The following is a 16055-nucleotide window of genomic DNA, read 5'->3' on the forward strand; positions in this document are numbered from 1 at the left end:
AAAGTCGTCATTCAACAACCCCGCCGCCCAGGCATCCCTTCTCAACAAATATACAATGTCAATCAATAACCGTCACAGACAAAAAGACCGGACAAAAAAAACGCCGCCGAACTTATCCTGACCTTCATCAGGCGTATCCGACTGCGTCGTTGCCCATCTTATATAGATATCCGGGCAACGCCGTCAACAGGTAATTTTACAAAAAAATGAAGACAGGATTATATCTTTAACACCCCCTTAATACAACTCTTATCTAATAGAAGAAACGGGCAATGGATTCGTCGTTACGCCCGGCTCAGCAGGCCGCACGGCGGACAGGTCGATCCAGAATGATCGACTAATTATGAGAATTTGGAGTTGGAAAGATTTATCTGTTAAGGCATAAACAGAGAGAAAACAGTAACACACAAGGCGATGCAGTAATGATACGGCCGAAAATCGGACTGGCGCTCGGCAGTGGTGTCGCGCGCGGCTGGGCGCATATCGGCGTTCTTCGCCGCCTCGAGAAAGAGGGGTTCAAGCCCGACTATATCTGCGGCACCTCCATCGGCGCCCTCATTGGCGGCATGTATCTCGCCGGAAAACTCGATGACCTGGAAGAATGGGCAAGAGGTCTCGGCAAATCCGGCCTGTTTCGCCTGCTTGACATCCGCCTTACCGGAGGCGGGCTGATTTCCGGATCCAAGCTGTTCACCCTCCTCGAAGATACAATCGGAGATACGAGAATCGAGGATTTGCCCATTCCCTTCGCCGCCGTTACCACCGAACTTGGAACCGGCCACGAAATCTGGATCCGGGAAGGAAATCTCGCCCAGGCCATCACGGCCTCCTATGCACTGCCGGGATTATTCTCGCCCCAAAAGATCGACGACCGATGGCTTATTGACGGCGCGCTTACGAATCCGGTTCCTGTTTCTGTCTGCCGCGCCCTCGGCGCACGGCTGGTAATCGCCGTCAACCTGAATGCCGATGTTTTCGGCATGACGAATATCGGGGAAAATGAAGGCGATTTCGTTGTGGACGATAACGGCAAGAAAATGCGGGTGTTTCATGCGCGCTCCCCCCTTAATTTGATGAAGCACCGATTCTTCGACAAAACAGGCACCGAGCCCAGTATTTTTGGCGTCATGATGTCATCATTGAATATTGTTCAGGACCGTTTGAGCCGATCCCGCCTCGCCGGCGATCCGCCCGACATCACGATCGCGCCCCGTCTCGCGCGCCATGGATTACTGGAATTCAACAAGGCCGCGGAAATGATCGTCGAAGGAGAGGCCGCGACCGAACGCTCCCTCACCTTCCTGAAACATGCACTGAATGTTCTTTCCTGACGAGTTTCATCCGGTGGCGATATAGTCCCGCAGGGCCGCCGCTTCTCTCTCGACCTCGTCCATCCGACTTTTCACCACATCACCGATCGAGATAAATCCGGCAAGACTCCCGTCGTCCAGCACCGGCAAATGGCGAATGCGCTTCTCCGTCATCAGTGCCATGACATTGTCAATCGTCTCGGACGGTTTCGTCGTCACAAGATCGGCCGTCATCAGATCCCGAGCCTGAAGTTTCAGGCAGCCATCCCCGCTTTCACAGAGACCGCGCACGATGTCCCGCTCGGAAAGAACCCCGCATAATTTTCCGGAACCATCGACAATCAGCACCGCGCCGATCCGCTTCTCACCAAGAATTTTCGATACAGCCGAAATGCTGTCGGAGGGGTCGGCCGTAATGACGTTATTCCCCTTTACTTTCAGAATACCCGCTACGTTCATAGCGATCCTCCTTCTGGCCTGCCGAAGGGCATCCGCCAATAGAAATACTTTCGGTATTTCTAATGTATCAGATGGGGCGCTGCGACTCAAATATTACCGTAAAAATTAGGCACTTAGGGAAATAATCCCAGACCATCGTCTTCATCTCGGCCAGTCTCGGCGCGCGCAGGAGGGCCGATCACGATCGTCACCTCGCCTTTAATCTTCTGATCGGCGAATCCATCGGCAAGCTCGCCAAGCGCGCCGCGATGGATATTTTCGAATTTCTTGGTCAACTCGATACAGACCGCCGCCTGCCGTTCGCCGAGCACTTCATGGGCAATTTTGAGAATTTTGCCCACGCGAAAAGGGGATTCGAAAAACACCAGCGCAGAGGGAGTTTCCGCAAATGCGGCAAACAATTTCCGTTGGCGGCCCGGCCGGCGCGGCAGGAATCCGAGAAAGGAAAAAGCGGGAATCGGAATTCCGGAGACAGTGAGCGCGGTAATAACAGCGCTCGGCCCGGGCAGAGCCACGACGTCATATCCAGCCTCGATTACCGCCGCGGCGGCGCGCTGCCCGGGGTCACTGATTCCCGGCGCGCCGGCATCGGATGTCAGCCCGACCGATTTCCCGTCGCGGAGGAGCGACAGGATTCGGCCGACGGCCCGATCCTCGTTATGGGCATGACAGGCGAAAATGATTGATGGGCTTGCCAGCGAATGCCGCTCATAGATTTTCCGGGTGTGACGCGTATCCTCGCACGCAAGCGCATCCACCGACTGGAGAATCCTGAGCGCCCGCAGCGAAATATCCTCAAGATTGCCGATCGGGGTCGGGATCAGGTATAGGGTCGGAACGCTGTCGTCTGATTGATCTGCCATATGCCGGACTAACCATATTCCGGGGCGCGGCGCAACTTCCCAAGTCGAATAACTGTTACAGCGCCGCAAATATCTGCTGGCGGAGCCATCGGTTCACCGCTGTCTGATCCGCCGAAATATGCCAGTAGAGATACAGATCGAGCTTGGGAACTTCTAGGGGTAGTGGAAAGGTCCGGCAATCATACATTCGTGTCAGCTGCAGCGGGGCCGTGACGGCGAGATCAATCTCCTTGATCATATGAAAAGCCGCCTGGTAATGCTGCAATCGAACGGAGATCTGTCGGGACATCCCTTTTCTATCGAGTTCAATATCAACCAATCCCCCACCGCGCGACCGGGAGGAGACGAGAATATGGCTCATCGCCAGATAATCGTCGATCGTGAGTGTGTGTTGCGTAGCCAACGGATGGTGTCGGCCAACAGCACAAACCTGATCGTCGGACATCAGCTTGTCATACATCAGTTGCGTATTGGCGAGCAGAGGGATATCAACCGCGAAATCAATTTCACCCAGCGACAACTTGCGGGGTATCGACCGGCGCGGAACATTGAAAGCCTGAATCTTCATCACCGGCGCAAGGCGGCGCAGCCTTTCAACAAGCCGCGGCAACAATATTGTCTCACCGATATCGCCGATAGCGATGCGAACTGTCTTGTCGCTGAGCGCGGGATCGAATTCTTCCGCGGCGCTTATCCCGGATTGCAGCAGCCGAAGCGCCTGCCGCACCGGTCCTATCATTCTTTGCGCCATCGGCGTCGGATTCATCCTTTTGCCCGCATGAATGAACAATGGATCGTCCAGCCGGTCCCGCAACCGCGCCAATGCATTACTGACCGCCGGTTGCGTGACATTCAGCGTGCGCGCGGCAAGCGTCAGGTTTCCGTGCGTGTATATCGCCTCGAAAGTCAGGAAAAGATTGAGATCGAGATGGCTTAGCTGCATTCTTATATTATAACTAATATGAATAGTTTTTCATCATGTAAATAAATTTTTGTGATTTCTATATTGGGATTATCTTGTGGGCAGAAACATCTTTATTTCAAGAGGGATCACAGAGATGAAATTTACCTTCACCGAGAAAGTCGACGAGCTTGCGGGTCGTGTCGAAAACTTCATGAACGCCAATGTCTATCCGGCGGAAGAAGAATATTCGAATTACATCGAAAACTCCGCCAATCGCTGGGTCATCCCCCCGGTGATGGAGGACCTCAAGAAGAAAGCGAAAGCAGAAGGCCTCTGGAACCTCTTCCTCGCGGAATTCGAGGATTACGGCGCGGGATTGACTAATCTGGAATATGCGCCGCTGGCCGAAATTATGGGACGGTCATTGATCGGGTCTGAAGTCTTCAACTGTAGTGCGCCGGACACGGGAAACATGGAAGTGCTGGCTCGCTACGGCACCCAGGCGCAGCGTGATGAATGGCTGGTGCCGCTGCTCAACGGCGAAATTCGTTCCGCATTTGCCATGACGGAACCCGCTGTCGCCTCCTCGGACGCAACGAACGTCCAATGCACGATCGATAAGCAGGGCGATGAATATGTCATCAACGGAAGGAAATGGTGGACATCCGGGGCGCCCGACCCGCGCTGCAAGATCATGATCGTCATGGGAAAAACCGATGTGAAAGCACCACGCCATTCCCAGCAATCGCAGATACTGGTCCCGGTGGATACCAAGGGTGTTACTATTGTCCGGCCGCTCAAGGTATTTGGCTCCGATGATGCGCCGCACGGTCATGCAGAAGTCCTGTTCGAGAATGTGCGCGTCCCGGTTTCCAACCTGATCGGCGGCGAAGGTGAAGGCTTTGCCATCGCCCAGGGGCGGTTGGGGCCGGGCCGAATTCACCATTGTATGCGGCTGATCGGCTGCGCCCAGCGGGCCTTGGAGTTGATGTGCGCACGCGCCGAAAATCGAGTAGCCTTCGGCAAAAAACTGAGCGAGCAAGGCTCTGTCCGCGAAGACATCGCCAAATCCATTTGCGAGATTGAGCAGGCGCGGCTCCTGACACTGAAAGCAGCCTCTCGCATGGATGACGTCTCCTACAAAGAAGCGCGCGACCTCATCGCCATGATCAAGATCGTCGCCCCGACCATGGCGCAAACCGTAATTGACCGGGCCATCCAGATCCATGGAGCGATGGGATTATCTCAGGACACGTTCCTTGCCGAAGCCTTCGCCTATGCGCGCACCGTTCGCCTCGCCGATGGGCCCGACCAGGTCCATATGTCGTCCCTCGGCAAGCAGATTGTTGGCCGCTATGCAGCCTGACCATCCTGAAAAAGATGAAAAATCGGCGGGTCTGGCACGGCCCTCCGATTTTCTTCCGTCCCTGCCCTTCGTCAAAACTCATGGGGTGCGTCTGCTGGACGACAGTCCCGGCCATATTGTCATCGAGGCACCGTTTCAGGAAGCGCTTTCGACGCCGCCAGATCTCTTTCCGGCATCCGTCGTCGGCACAATCGGCGACATTGCGGCCGTGAGTTCCTGTCACTCCCTTCTTCCCAAAGGATGGGCCTGCGCAACACTCGACTTCACCGTCAAGATGACGGGCCAGGCCAGGGGGGAAAAGCTGATTGCACGCGGCCGCGTACTTCAGAACGGCCGCACACTTTCCGTCGGCGCGGCAGATATCTATTGCATCTCAGAGGAGGAGGAGAAACTCTGTGGCACGGTGATTGCCTCTACGCGGAACTTTCGCCTGTAGCGCAATTACGCCGCGGACCGCCGACGGACGAGATACCGCTGCTCTCCCTCCAGAACCAATTCGCGCCGCTGGTTATGAATTGTTGAACGAACAGTCACGACGCCGGTCGTGCGTTGCTCTTTGAGCGCGGTAATCACCAGTTCCGGATAGACCGTATCGCCATAATAGACCGGTCCCAGAAATTTCGATGACTGATCGATAAAGGCAATCAGGGATTCGCCGATGACATGCGGAAAAATACCCGCCCCCGACGCCGTCTGAATAAGCACCTGAAATCCATGGGCCAGCAATTCCGGATGTCCCTGGGATTTGCAGTATTCGACATCATAATGGATGGGATGATTGTCGCCGGAGGCCGCCTGAAAGGCCGCGAAATTGGCATCCCTCAGCGTGCGGGAGGGAATGTAGAATTTCTGACCAATGGACAGGTCTTCAAAGTAGCTTGCTTCGGCAAACTTGTGATTTTCCGGGTTAAATTGCTCGTCTGACATTCCTCGCCTCGCTTGTTGATCAAGTCTTCTTTTTATATTGGCATTTATTTCACATCGCCTCTTCGCTATAGTTACGGGACATCCCATTCTAGCGCAAGGACCTATTCATGAAGGGCGATACGTCAATTATCAAGCATCTAAACATCATCTTGAAAAACGAATTGACAGCCATCAACCAATATTTTCTGCATGCGCGCATGCTGGAAGACTGGGGCCTCAAGGAACTTGGCGAGAAAGAATACGGCGAATCCATCGACGAGATGAAACACGCAGACAAGCTCGTCAAACGCATCCTTTTTCTGGAAGGCCTTCCCAACCTCCAAGACCTTGGGAAACTTCTTATCGGCGAAGATGTGAAAGAGATCATCGAATGCGACCTAAAAATGGAACGGGTCGCCCATACTGATCTCAAGACGGCGATCAAGGATTGCGAAAGCAAACAGGATTATGTCTCCCGCGATCTACTGGTTGATATTCTCGAATCGGAAGAGGAACATATCGACTGGCTGGAAACACAATTGGGCCTGATCGAGAAGATGGGCCTGCAGAATTACATACAGTCACAAACTTCCTGACGGATCTTTCACATAAGATTCTCATTCCCGCGCCATTGGCTTGCATTGCTATTGACAATTATTCGCATATTTCCTATTTATTAGGAATGATTGGCATTTTTAAAAATGAGCGTGGGCTAAATGTATATTTGTCTCTGTAACGGATTTACGGATCGGGATGTTAAAAGCGCCGTTGCCTCGGGCGCTCAGCGCTGTGCCAATGTCTATGAGTTGCTTGGGGCGGCCCCGCAATGCGCCAAATGTACGGTCCATATTCGGGAAATCATCCGCGAAACTGCGCAAACCGGTATGGGCACAGCTGCCCGTCGGTAATTCAACGGTCCGTCCATCACTGAATTTTCAGGAAAAAGCGAAGAAATTACCCCCACCCCGATGGGGTGGGGATATATTCAGTCTACATGGCCTTATTATTAATTTCAGCCTTGGCCTGGGCATACTGTTCTTTTAAACGATCCACATATTCTTTTACGCTCGGCACGTCGTTGACGCTTCCGATCCCCTGTCCGGATCCCCAAATATCCTTCCAGGCCTTCGATTTTCCGGTGCCACCGCTGCCGAAATTCATGCGGCTCTTGTCGGCACCCGGCAGGTTTTCCGGATCGAGCCCGGCCTTTACAACGCTCGGACGCAGATAATTTCCATGAACGCCCGTGAAGGTATTCGTATACATAATGTCTTCGCCGGTGCTCTCAACGATCATGTTCTTGTATTCTTCGACGGCATTCGCTTCCTTGGTCGCGATGAAGGCGCTGCCCATATAGGCAAGGTCCGCGCCCATGGCCTGCGCCGACAGGATTGAACGACCATTAGCGATCGCGCCGGAAAGGGCGATGGGTCCATCAAAAAACTGACGCACCTCCGAGACCAGCGCAAAAGGGCTGAGTCGACCCGCGTGACCGCCCGCGCCCGCGCATACGAGAATGAGGCCATCGACACCAGCCTCCAGCGCCTTCTGGGCATGCCGGATTGTCGTCACGTCATGTAAAATAATGCCGCCGTAAGAGTGAATCGCATCAACGATCTCGTTCGGCGCCCTTAAGCTGGTAATGATGATGGGCACTTCATGCTTGACGCACAGGGCCACATCCTCCTCCAGCCGAGAGTTCGACACATGAACTATCTGGTTGACTGCGAATGGCGCGACTTTCTTGTCCAGGTTCGCCGCCGCATAATCCGCGAGTTCCTGTTTGATTTGGTAAAGCCATTCGTCAAGCTGGGAAATGGGGCGCGCATTAAGCGCAGGGAAGGATCCGACAATTCCCTCTTTGCATTGGGCAATCACCAATTCCGGCCCGGAAACGATAAACATCGGAGATGCAATAACCGGAAGAGATAAACGCCCTTCCAGAATGGCCGGCATTGACATTTGGAGACAAACTCCCGAATGATTTGAAAATTTAGCCAGGCCTGGATCTTGCGCCCAGTTACCTGGCTTCAATTAGTTTAGCCTGGCTTGGATCTTCCGCCCATTTACCCGGCTCGAGGAATTATGTAGCAGGCTTTTTCAATAATGACAAATTGTCATTATTGACAAAATTTCATTTTTTTTCTTCGCAACTGCAGCATTATTGCGAAAAATCTTTAAAAAACAGAATATTATTACTTTCGGGTGAATATGAAAAAAATTTACACCTTCGGTTTCCATTTGCCATTTCGGCTCTAAATTCGCCTGCCAACGCACAAATTAGATATATTTGATTCTCTTTTGCACGGTGATTCATCGCACACCTCCGCGAAGTTCCGACGACTGGTAATTTATTCCGGCCATCGAGACAATCTTGCCTCCCGGATATACCGACCACCTCAATCATTCCAGGGCAATATCTTCAAAGCCGCAGAATTTTAAGGACTTTTCGCGGCGGAGCTTTTTGGCACAAAGACTGCAAGAGGGTTCAAGAGTTTACTTTAAATGGAGATTGTTGTGCTGCAAGCTGAAATTTTGGAGCAATCGGTTGCGAACAGATTCGAAAAGCGCGGGGCGTTTCGCGTCTCTAATCCTGTCCTGAGCGTCGAGATTGATGGTGCCCGCTTCTCAACGGAGAACTGGTCGCTGGACGGACTACTGCTCAATGGTGTTCCCGAACATGTCAAACTGGATACGCCTGTTGAAGGTATTATCGGCCCCGTCGGCTCGCCGGAAATGTGTCGATTTGGCGGACGTATTGTGCGGCTGGACGAAAGCAAGATGACCACGGCGATCGAACTCGACGAAAAAAGTGCCGATGTCGCTGCGCTTTTGCCACTTTGGGTATTGAAATACGGCGCACGTTAGACCGGGCGCCAACATCATGCGCTTGACAAGACCGCCTTGCAATACCTAAGGTTGATCGGAAATCCGGTTATGACCGGTATTCCTTGATTATCCTGATGGGAGAGACCGGCCTGGCCGGCGCCGAAGGAGCAACCGCCCCGGAAACTCTCAGGCACATGTACCGTCGGGAAAGAGGGCTCTGGAGAGAATGCGGCGGCTGCGGTCGGACGCATCACCGAAGAGGTAAGCCGGAATTGGTTTGGCGTAATCTTTCAGGTATAGGGACAGAGGGGGCATCTATCTAACGCATTGGCAACCATGCCAAAGTGAGAAAGGGTGCCTTGATATGACGAAAATCTCCAATTCCGGTCTCGGCAATGTCATGCCCGTCGTGCCGTCCAGACCTGCGGCGCCATCCGACCCCACGTCCCAACTCGACGTCAATATCAGTGTCACCGATCTCTACACGATTGGCATCGGCCCCTCGAGCTCCCACACGGTCGGACCGATGCGCGCGGCGAAGCGATTTGTCGATCGACTGGAAACAGAAGGGCTGCTTGCATCAACCGGCCGTTTGCTCATCGAACTATACGGATCACTGGCGCTTACCGGCCATGGCCACGCGTCGGACATTGCCATTCTTCTCGGATTGAGCGGCAAGCGGCCGTCGACAATCGACCCGGAAGAGGTTCAGCCATTGGTAGCGCAGATAAGAGATAGCGGCAGAATCCTCCTAAACTGTCTTCACGAAATACCCTTTTATGAAGACCAGAACCTGCATTTCCTGAAAGATCAGCTCCTTCCCGAACATTCAAACGGCATGCGGTTTTACGCCTATAGCTCCGACGGGGAAGAATTGTTCTGCCGGGATTATTTTTCGGTAGGAGGCGGCTATGTCGTCTCCCACAACGAAGGTGACCGGGCGGAGACCCGTGGGCATAACATCACGCTTCCCTACCCTTTTACATCGGCGAAGGAGTTACTCGCCATGGGAAAGGAAAGCGGACTGAGCATTGCCGAAATGATGCTCGCCAATGAGGCAAGCTGGCGATCGGAGGAGGAGACCTTCAGCTTTCTCGACCAGGTGAATGACGCGATGATTGGCAGCATCAAACGCGGATGCGAAGGAAAAGGCATTTTACCGGGCGGCTTGAAGGTAAAGCGCCGCGCGAATGCGCTTTACCGTGAACTCATGGAAAACCCCGAAAAAGCGTCGCGGGATCCTCTGACCGTGCTCGACTGGGTGAACCTTTATGCGCTGGCCGTCAATGAGGAGAATGCAGCAGGCGGGCGGGTCGTTACCGCGCCGACAAATGGCGCGGCGGGCGTCATTCCGGCGGTCCTCAAATATTACCAGCGCTTCTGTCCGGGCGTGACCAAGGAAGGCACGCGGAATTTTCTGCTGACCGCGGCGGCAATCGGCGCCATTTACAAGAAAAGAGCCTCAATTTCCGCCGCCGAAATGGGCTGTCAGGGGGAAGTGGGCGTTGCCTGCTCGATGGCGGCCGGGGCCCTTACCGCGGTCCTGGGCGGCACCAACGAGCAGGTGGAAAACGCGGCGGAAATCGGCATGGAACATAATCTCGGCCTCACCTGCGATCCTATCGGCGGGCTCGTACAGATCCCCTGTATCGAACGCAACACCATGGGCGCCATGAAGGCGATCAATGCCTGCCGGCTTGCGCTCTCCGGCGACGGCACACATGTCGTTTCGCTTGATGAAGTGATTGAAACCATGCGCCAGACGGGCGTCGACATGCTCAGCAAGTACAAGGAAACCTCGCAGGGAGGCCTCGCGGTGAATGTCGTCGAATGCTGAACCTTCAGTCCTGACGCGTTAGCATCTTCTGGATATGAAGCGGCAGGGCGAAGGCGGCGAGATGAACTTCCGGCGTATAATAGTCCGTCGTGATTCCGGATTCCATATAACGTTCAGCAAGCTTTGACAGACTTACTTTCCGGTGGTCCGTATCATCCGTCGCCCAACCGAAAGCCATAACGCCACCGACGTAACTCGGGATTGCCGCAAGGTAAAAGCTGACATCCCTGAACAGACCGCCCAGCCGGTCATAGCTTGTCCGGAGCTCGCTTTCCTGCACGTAAGGAACGCCGTTCTGGGTAATGATGATACCGCCCGCCGTCAGGCAGGACTTGCAGTCCCGGTAGAATTCCTCCGAATAGAGAACCTCGCCAGGCCCATGCGGATCTGTGCTGTCGATGATGATCACATCCCAACGCTGCTTGGCATCCTTGACGTATTTGCAGCCATCCGCAATGACGAGCTCTAACCTCGGATCGTCAAATGCCCCGCCGGAGACCGACGGCATATACTTCTTGCTAAGCTCGACGACCGACCGATCAATATCGACCATAGTAACTTCGATATTCTGATATTTCATGAACTGGCGGGCCGCGCCGCCGTCGCCACCACCGATGATCAATGCCCGGCGTACCCGCCCATGCGCCAACATCGGAACATGGACAAACATCTCATGATAGATGAATTCATCCTTCTCCGTCGTCTGGATAGCCCCGTCGAGGGACATGACACGGCCAAACTGCTTGTTTTCGAAAATCATCAGGTCCTGCAGCTCAGTCTGCTCGCGATAAATCACCTCGTCGACCTTGAGCGCAAGATTAACGCCGGAATGCAGTCCCTCGTCAAACAGTCGCATCAATTGACGATCCCCCTTTTGATTTCGTTCAGTTGCAGGGTTTCCGGCTTGAACGCCTCCTGCAACACGGCGACAGCCTTGTAGGGATCCGTTTTTCCGCACATAAAGATATCCAGCGCCATATAGCCCCGCTCCGGCCAGCTGTGAAAACTGATGTGGCTCTCGGCGAGCACCGCGACCCCTGAAAGGCCATTGGGCTCGAAAGCATGAATGTGAAAATGCAGCAATGTCGCGCCGGCTTCATCGATAGCGTGCCGCAACGTTGTCTCGATCAATACCGGATCGTTGAAGCCGTCACCGCCCCACAGATCGATAATCAAATGAGTTCCGGCGAAGGTAAGTCCATCCTTATGGACGAAGTAATCAAGCCTGTCTTGTTCTGCTGCGATCATCTTACCGTCATTCTCGAGCATTTTCCCGCGAATGCCTCCTTCAGTGCCATACCATAAGGTGCCGCGTTATCGCCGAGACAGCCTGCAAGCGCAAGAAAAATTTGGTAACCCGGCTTGAGTTTCAAAGGCGGATCGGCGCAAGATGAGCCATGCGATGCGCAGGATATGAAGAGGCTACAGAAATGCCCGGCAAAACCATTGAACTCTTCAACTTCGAATTCAGTGTTTATGGCCGAATAGTCAAAATCATTCTGGCGGAAAAGAGAATCGCGTATGACACCCATCCGGTCAATCCCTTCGCTGACGATTTGCCGCGCAACTACCTCTCGATACATCCCTTCAAAAGAGTCCCCGCACTCCGGCATGGGGAATTCATTCTTTATGAGACAAACGCGATTACGCAGTATCTCGACGAGACTTTTTGCGGGCCGTCGATGCAGCCAGACAACGCGACCGAACGGGCCAAAATGCGGCAGATCATTTCTATTATTGACAGTTATGGCTACATCCCGCTCGTGCGAAAAGTCTTTTCAGAACGCGTCTTCAAACCGGCGTTCGACGAAGAAACAAATGAAGCCATTTTGTGCAAGGGCTTGGAAGAAAGCGCACCGGTATTGGCCGCTCTTGAAAATCTGGTATGCGATCTGGGATATATGGCGGCGGCGCACTATTCACTCGCCGATGCGCATGTCATCCCGATGATCGATTATTTTGTGATGGCCCCGGAAGGCGCCGCCATGTTCAACAACTATCCAAAACTGACCTTATGGTGGGATGGGGTAAAGGAGCGGCCCAGCACCATTTCTACAAGACCGGTTTTACTATCCGCAAAGGCGTAGACATCCAGATGCAAAAGTTGAAGATAGGCTCGATTTTGATTGAGGAATTTTTACAGGTAGGAATTCGACATGCGTCTCATCAAGCCAACTGATTTTGAAGGTGAAAATCCCTGGGACGCACTGGATATCGAAAAGATAGCGAACGCCACAGTTCGCCTTCACTGGACAGACCAACCCTATATTTGGCATGTGAATGATGGTGCAGAAGTCTTCGTCCTGTTGGATGGCAGGGTCGATATGCATGTAAGAGAGGACGGTCAGGAAAAAATTCTATCGCTTTCTCCCGGCGATATTTTCCATGCGGAAGCCGGCGATGAGCATAAAGCTGTCCCGCTTACGCTGGCCCGTATTCTGGTGATCGAGACTGAAGGGAGTATTTAACTCCCGGTATCAGAATTGCGCTTATTGCAAATGCACATATTCATATTCGACAGGCAAATTGTTGATGCCGCGATCGGGGGCGGCGATCCAGCCCGCCATTTTCCCGGGTTCGGTTACCTGCTGCATCAAGCTATGAATATATGCCCGGTCGCTTTCTGACGGGAGGAACTCGTCGTGACGGCGGTTGAATTCCGCCTCTGAAATGATCTCGCCATTCGGTGCGGTCGGCACGCCAGCCCAGGCGCCAATATTGCGGCGAAACCGGCTTGAGGGTAATTCAATCACAAAGTCGATACCTGACTTCTTGATCATCCGGTTCCAACGCGTGACGCCGACCATGCAATCCTTGATATAGGCGTTGCGCACCTGATCGTTGATTGCACTGCGAACGGCAACCTCCTCAATACGGACGCCGCCTTTTTCATCCGGCACTTCTATGTTCATAACCGAATCACGCGCGATATGGTCTTCATATCCTCGCTCGTCCGGCCGCCCCTTGATCCCATTGGCGAAGGTAATGGCCGCATTCGAGGAAATTTCCGCACCGAACAGATCCATGCAGGAGGAGAACCAGAAATTTACAAAGCGCTTCAAAGTTGGCAAATCAATGACCCCCGCCTTCCGTAATACGGCCGGATCATCCGTTTTAAGTTCGTTCATAATCTCCAGGGTTCGCCTGATGATCCGGCTGATCCCTGTCTCGCCCACATACATGTGATGGGCCTCCTCCGTCAGCATGAACTGACAGGTGCGTGCGAGGGGGTCAAAAGACGATTCGGCTAGGCATTTCAGCTGGTACTTCCCGTCTCGGTCCGTGAAATAGGTGAACATGAAGAAAGAAAGCCACTCGCTGATCGGCTCGTTAAAGGTGCCTAGAATACGCGGGTTGTCCTCGCTTCCCGAATGGCGCATCAGGAGATCCTCCGCCTCCTCCCGGCCGTCGCGGCCAAAATAGGCGTGCAGAAGATATACCATCGCCCAGAGATGGCGTCCCTCCTCCACATTGACCTGGAACAGGTTTCGCAAATCGAAAAGCGACGGGCAGGTTTGCCCAAGCAATCTTTGTTGTTCGACGGAGGCAGGTTCCGTATCGCCCTGCGTCACGATCAGCCGGCGAAGGATAGACCGGTACTCGCCCGGAACCTGCTGCCAGACCGGTTTGCCGAAATCATCGCCAAAACCGATGGTGCGGTCTTTCTCCTGATCGGCAAGGAAGATGCCCCAACGATAATCCGGCATCTTCACCGCGCCGAAAGTCGCCCACCCCTTGGCATCGACGGAGGTCGCGGTGCGAAGATATACGTCGCTGGTCTGAAATCCCTCCGGCCCCAGTTCCTGCCACCAGTCCAGAAAACGGGGCTGCCAATGCTCCAGCGCACGCTGCAGGCGGCGGTCATTGCCAAGATCGACATTATTGGGGATTCGCTCCTGATAATTGATCGCCATCCTATACTCTCCTTTTGTCAAATTCCGCTTTTGTGCCACTGCCGAACAGTTTGAGAGCACCTTTCTCACCAACTGCGTTGGGACGGTTAAAAATCCAGTTCTGCCAGGCGGAAAGCCGCCCGAATATTTTGGTTTCAGCTGTCTCGCGACCGCCAAATCTCAGGTTGGCCTCAAGCCCGGTGAGCGCATCTGGAGACAGGCTCGCCCGCTCTTCTATGAGAAGACGGATTTCCTCCTCCCAGTCGATGTCATCGGGAATGAAGGTCACCAATCCCTTTTCTTCGGCCTCGATCGCCCCGATCTTCTCGGCAACCTGTTGCTTTAGAACATTAAGGACAGTCTCTTCTTCATAAAAGCGGCGGGCCAGGCGGGACATGCTGTTCACTGCCACATAGGCTCCGAAATTCATCGGACTCAAGGCAATATGCGGGGGATTGCCGTCTTCTTCAGCGATGTCGAGCATGTAAATTCGATCGGCGGCAAGCGCAAGCTCATACAGCGTTCCTGCGAAACAGGAGCCTTCCTCGACAAGCGCGAACAGACTGCGAGAAGAAACATCGAGGCGCGCTAGCGTGCGTCGCAACATGCCAATCACCTCTCGGACCAACCAATCTTCCTGCTGCTCGGCGAGGATCGCATCGACCCGCAGAACATTATCGATATCACCCCGTGTCTTCAAAAGGATCGTTCCGATATCCTCGTTATTCGCGCGCAGCATCAGGATGGCATCATCCAGCTCGCGCGCCATGGCCAGAGGCCACCAGTTCGCACCTTCCTCATGGATCGTCTTGAGGGTATCGGCCATGTTGTTGTCCGGCGCAGAAACCGTCAAGGTCGCGCAACCAAGCGTCGCGTCAAGCGTGACATCGACATGACGGTAATGATATCCAAGATCGTCAATCTTTCTGGCCAGCGGCGGGAGGATAATACCCTCTGCCTGCTCTGGCCGGCGACTGTCGGCCGCCAGTTCCCTTGCGCGTTTCTTTACCTTCTCATCGAAGGAGTTGCGCGGCACGACTTCGTCAACCAGTCGCCAGTCTTTCGCCCGGCGCCCCCGCACGCCATCGGGATTGGTGCAGAAAACATCGGCAAGGTCATGGCGGACTTTTCGTTTGTCGGTGAGACGCGTAAGCCCTCCCGTCCCTGGAAGAACGCCAAGGAGCGGAACTTCCGGCAGGCTCACCGCGCTGGACCGGTCGTCAATCAGGAAGATTTCATCGCAGGCAAGCGCAAGCTCATAGCCGCCGCCGGCTGTAGTCCCGTTGCAGGCGGCAAGGAACCTGATGCCGGAATAACGGCTCGAATCCTCGATACTATTGCGGGTTTCATTCGTGAATTTGCAAAAATTGACCTTCCATCCGTGAGACGATGTCCCAAGCATGTAAATATTCGCGCCAGCGCAGAACATTTTCTCCAGTCCACTGGTGATAACGACGGTACGAACCGTCGGATGCTCGAAGCGAATGCGCTGGAGCGCATCATGCAACTCAATGTCAACGCCAAGGTCATAGGAGTTGAGCTTGAGCTGATAACCGGGGACGAGCCCGCCGTCTTCGTCAACGGCCAGCGTGAGTGTCGCAACGGGGCCGTCGACAGACAGGCGCCAATGGCGATAGTTGTCTGGATGCCGGTCAAACGTAATCATGGGTGCGCGATCCAATTTTATG

The 16055-nt window shown here is 53.9% G+C and carries 18 protein-coding genes and 2 riboswitches; of the genes, 9 read left to right on the forward strand and 9 right to left on the reverse strand.

Features of this window, described 5'->3' with window-relative positions; all coding sequences use genetic code 11:
- Window positions 1-422: 422 nt before the first annotated feature.
- Window positions 423-1331, forward strand: coding sequence for a patatin-like phospholipase family protein (locus GQF03_RS11715; RefSeq protein WP_161339477.1), 909 nt, complete (start codon window positions 423-425; stop codon window positions 1329-1331).
- A 6-nt stretch (window positions 1332-1337) separates the two neighbouring features.
- Here GQF03_RS11715 and GQF03_RS11720 read toward each other — a convergent pair whose 3' ends face one another.
- The 3 genes from GQF03_RS11720 to GQF03_RS11730 form a co-directional block, all read right to left on the reverse strand.
- Window positions 1338-1769 (reverse strand): CBS domain-containing protein, encoded by a 432-nt coding sequence (locus GQF03_RS11720; protein ID WP_161339478.1) that lies wholly within the window; start codon window positions 1767-1769, stop codon window positions 1338-1340.
- Window positions 1770-1882: 113 nt separating this feature from the next.
- On the reverse strand, window positions 1883-2632 hold the full coding sequence (rsmI, locus tag GQF03_RS11725) for a 16S rRNA (cytidine(1402)-2'-O)-methyltransferase (protein WP_161339479.1): 750 nt from the start codon (window positions 2630-2632) through the stop codon (window positions 1883-1885).
- A gap of 55 nt (window positions 2633-2687) precedes the next feature.
- Window positions 2688-3575, reverse strand: a complete 888-nt coding sequence (locus tag GQF03_RS11730; protein ID WP_161339480.1) for a LysR family transcriptional regulator — start codon at window positions 3573-3575, stop codon at window positions 2688-2690.
- Window positions 3576-3690: 115 nt separating this feature from the next.
- Between GQF03_RS11730 and GQF03_RS11735 the strand changes: the two genes are divergently transcribed.
- Complete coding sequence (locus tag GQF03_RS11735) at window positions 3691-4902, forward strand: acyl-CoA dehydrogenase family protein (protein WP_161339481.1); 1212 nt, start codon at window positions 3691-3693, stop codon at window positions 4900-4902.
- A complete protein-coding gene (locus tag GQF03_RS11740; RefSeq protein ID WP_161339482.1) occupies window positions 4892-5338 on the forward strand; it encodes a PaaI family thioesterase in 447 nt (148 codons plus the stop codon). The genes GQF03_RS11735 and GQF03_RS11740 overlap by 11 nt, the downstream gene beginning before the upstream one ends.
- 5 nt (window positions 5339-5343) lie before the next feature.
- On the opposite strand, the gene GQF03_RS11745 is transcribed toward GQF03_RS11740, so the two are convergent.
- A complete protein-coding gene (locus GQF03_RS11745; protein WP_161339483.1) occupies window positions 5344-5829 on the reverse strand; it encodes a MaoC family dehydratase in 486 nt (161 codons plus the stop codon).
- Window positions 5830-5936: 107 nt separating this feature from the next.
- Here GQF03_RS11745 and bfr point away from each other — a divergent pair, with 107 nt between their 5' ends.
- Entirely contained in the window at window positions 5937-6404 is a 468-nt protein-coding gene (bfr, locus tag GQF03_RS11750; RefSeq protein ID WP_161339484.1) for a bacterioferritin, read from the forward strand.
- 120 nt (window positions 6405-6524) lie between these two features.
- Window positions 6525-6716, forward strand: a complete 192-nt coding sequence (locus tag GQF03_RS19200; protein ID WP_161339485.1) for a (2Fe-2S)-binding protein — start codon at window positions 6525-6527, stop codon at window positions 6714-6716.
- 82 nt (window positions 6717-6798) lie between these two features.
- On the opposite strand, the gene GQF03_RS11760 is transcribed toward GQF03_RS19200, so the two are convergent.
- The gene (locus GQF03_RS11760; RefSeq protein WP_161339486.1) at window positions 6799-7770 is read right to left on the reverse strand and encodes an NAD(P)H-dependent flavin oxidoreductase; all 972 of its coding nucleotides are present in this window, start codon (window positions 7768-7770) and stop codon (window positions 6799-6801) included.
- Between the two features lie 543 nt (window positions 7771-8313).
- On the opposite strand from GQF03_RS11760, the gene GQF03_RS11765 reads away from it, so the two are divergent.
- Together GQF03_RS11765 and GQF03_RS11770 are read left to right on the forward strand one after the other, a co-directional pair.
- Complete coding sequence (locus GQF03_RS11765; protein WP_161339487.1) at window positions 8314-8676, forward strand: hypothetical protein; 363 nt, start codon at window positions 8314-8316, stop codon at window positions 8674-8676.
- 86 nt (window positions 8677-8762) lie between these two features.
- Window positions 8763-8849, forward strand: a riboswitch (glycine riboswitch).
- A 3-nt stretch (window positions 8850-8852) separates the two neighbouring features.
- Window positions 8853-8945: riboswitch (glycine riboswitch) on the forward strand.
- A gap of 92 nt (window positions 8946-9037) precedes the next feature.
- A complete protein-coding gene (locus tag GQF03_RS11770; protein WP_161339716.1) occupies window positions 9038-10474 on the forward strand; it encodes an L-serine ammonia-lyase in 1437 nt (478 codons plus the stop codon).
- Between the two features lie 4 nt (window positions 10475-10478).
- Here GQF03_RS11770 and speE read toward each other — a convergent pair whose 3' ends face one another.
- Window positions 10479-11330 carry a polyamine aminopropyltransferase gene (speE, locus tag GQF03_RS11775; RefSeq protein ID WP_161339488.1) on the reverse strand — a complete coding sequence of 284 codons (852 nt, stop codon included), beginning with the start codon at window positions 11328-11330 and terminating at the stop codon, window positions 10479-10481.
- Window positions 11330-11743: an adenosylmethionine decarboxylase gene (speD, locus tag GQF03_RS11780; protein ID WP_161339489.1), complete on the reverse strand. Its 414-nt coding sequence runs from the start codon at window positions 11741-11743 to the stop codon at window positions 11330-11332. The genes speE and speD overlap by 1 nt, the downstream gene beginning before the upstream one ends.
- 161 nt (window positions 11744-11904) lie before the next feature.
- On the opposite strand from speD, the gene GQF03_RS11785 reads away from it, so the two are divergent.
- Window positions 11905-12561 carry a glutathione S-transferase family protein gene (locus GQF03_RS11785; RefSeq protein WP_161339490.1) on the forward strand — a complete coding sequence of 219 codons (657 nt, stop codon included), beginning with the start codon at window positions 11905-11907 and terminating at the stop codon, window positions 12559-12561.
- Between the two features lie 69 nt (window positions 12562-12630).
- Entirely contained in the window at window positions 12631-12942 is a 312-nt protein-coding gene (locus GQF03_RS11790) for a cupin domain-containing protein (protein ID WP_161339491.1), read from the forward strand.
- Window positions 12943-12963: 21 nt separating this feature from the next.
- Here GQF03_RS11790 and boxB read toward each other — a convergent pair whose 3' ends face one another.
- Entirely contained in the window at window positions 12964-14388 is a 1425-nt protein-coding gene (gene boxB, locus GQF03_RS11795) for a benzoyl-CoA 2,3-epoxidase subunit BoxB (RefSeq protein ID WP_161339492.1), read from the reverse strand.
- Window position 14389: 1 nt separating this feature from the next.
- A complete protein-coding gene (gene boxC / locus GQF03_RS11800) occupies window positions 14390-16033 on the reverse strand; it encodes a 2,3-epoxybenzoyl-CoA dihydrolase (RefSeq protein WP_161339493.1) in 1644 nt (547 codons plus the stop codon).
- Between the last annotated feature and the right edge of the window lie 22 nt (window positions 16034-16055).

Source organism: Sneathiella chungangensis (genome assembly GCF_009882935.1).
Lineage (GTDB): Bacteria > Pseudomonadota > Alphaproteobacteria > Sneathiellales > Sneathiellaceae > Sneathiella > Sneathiella chungangensis.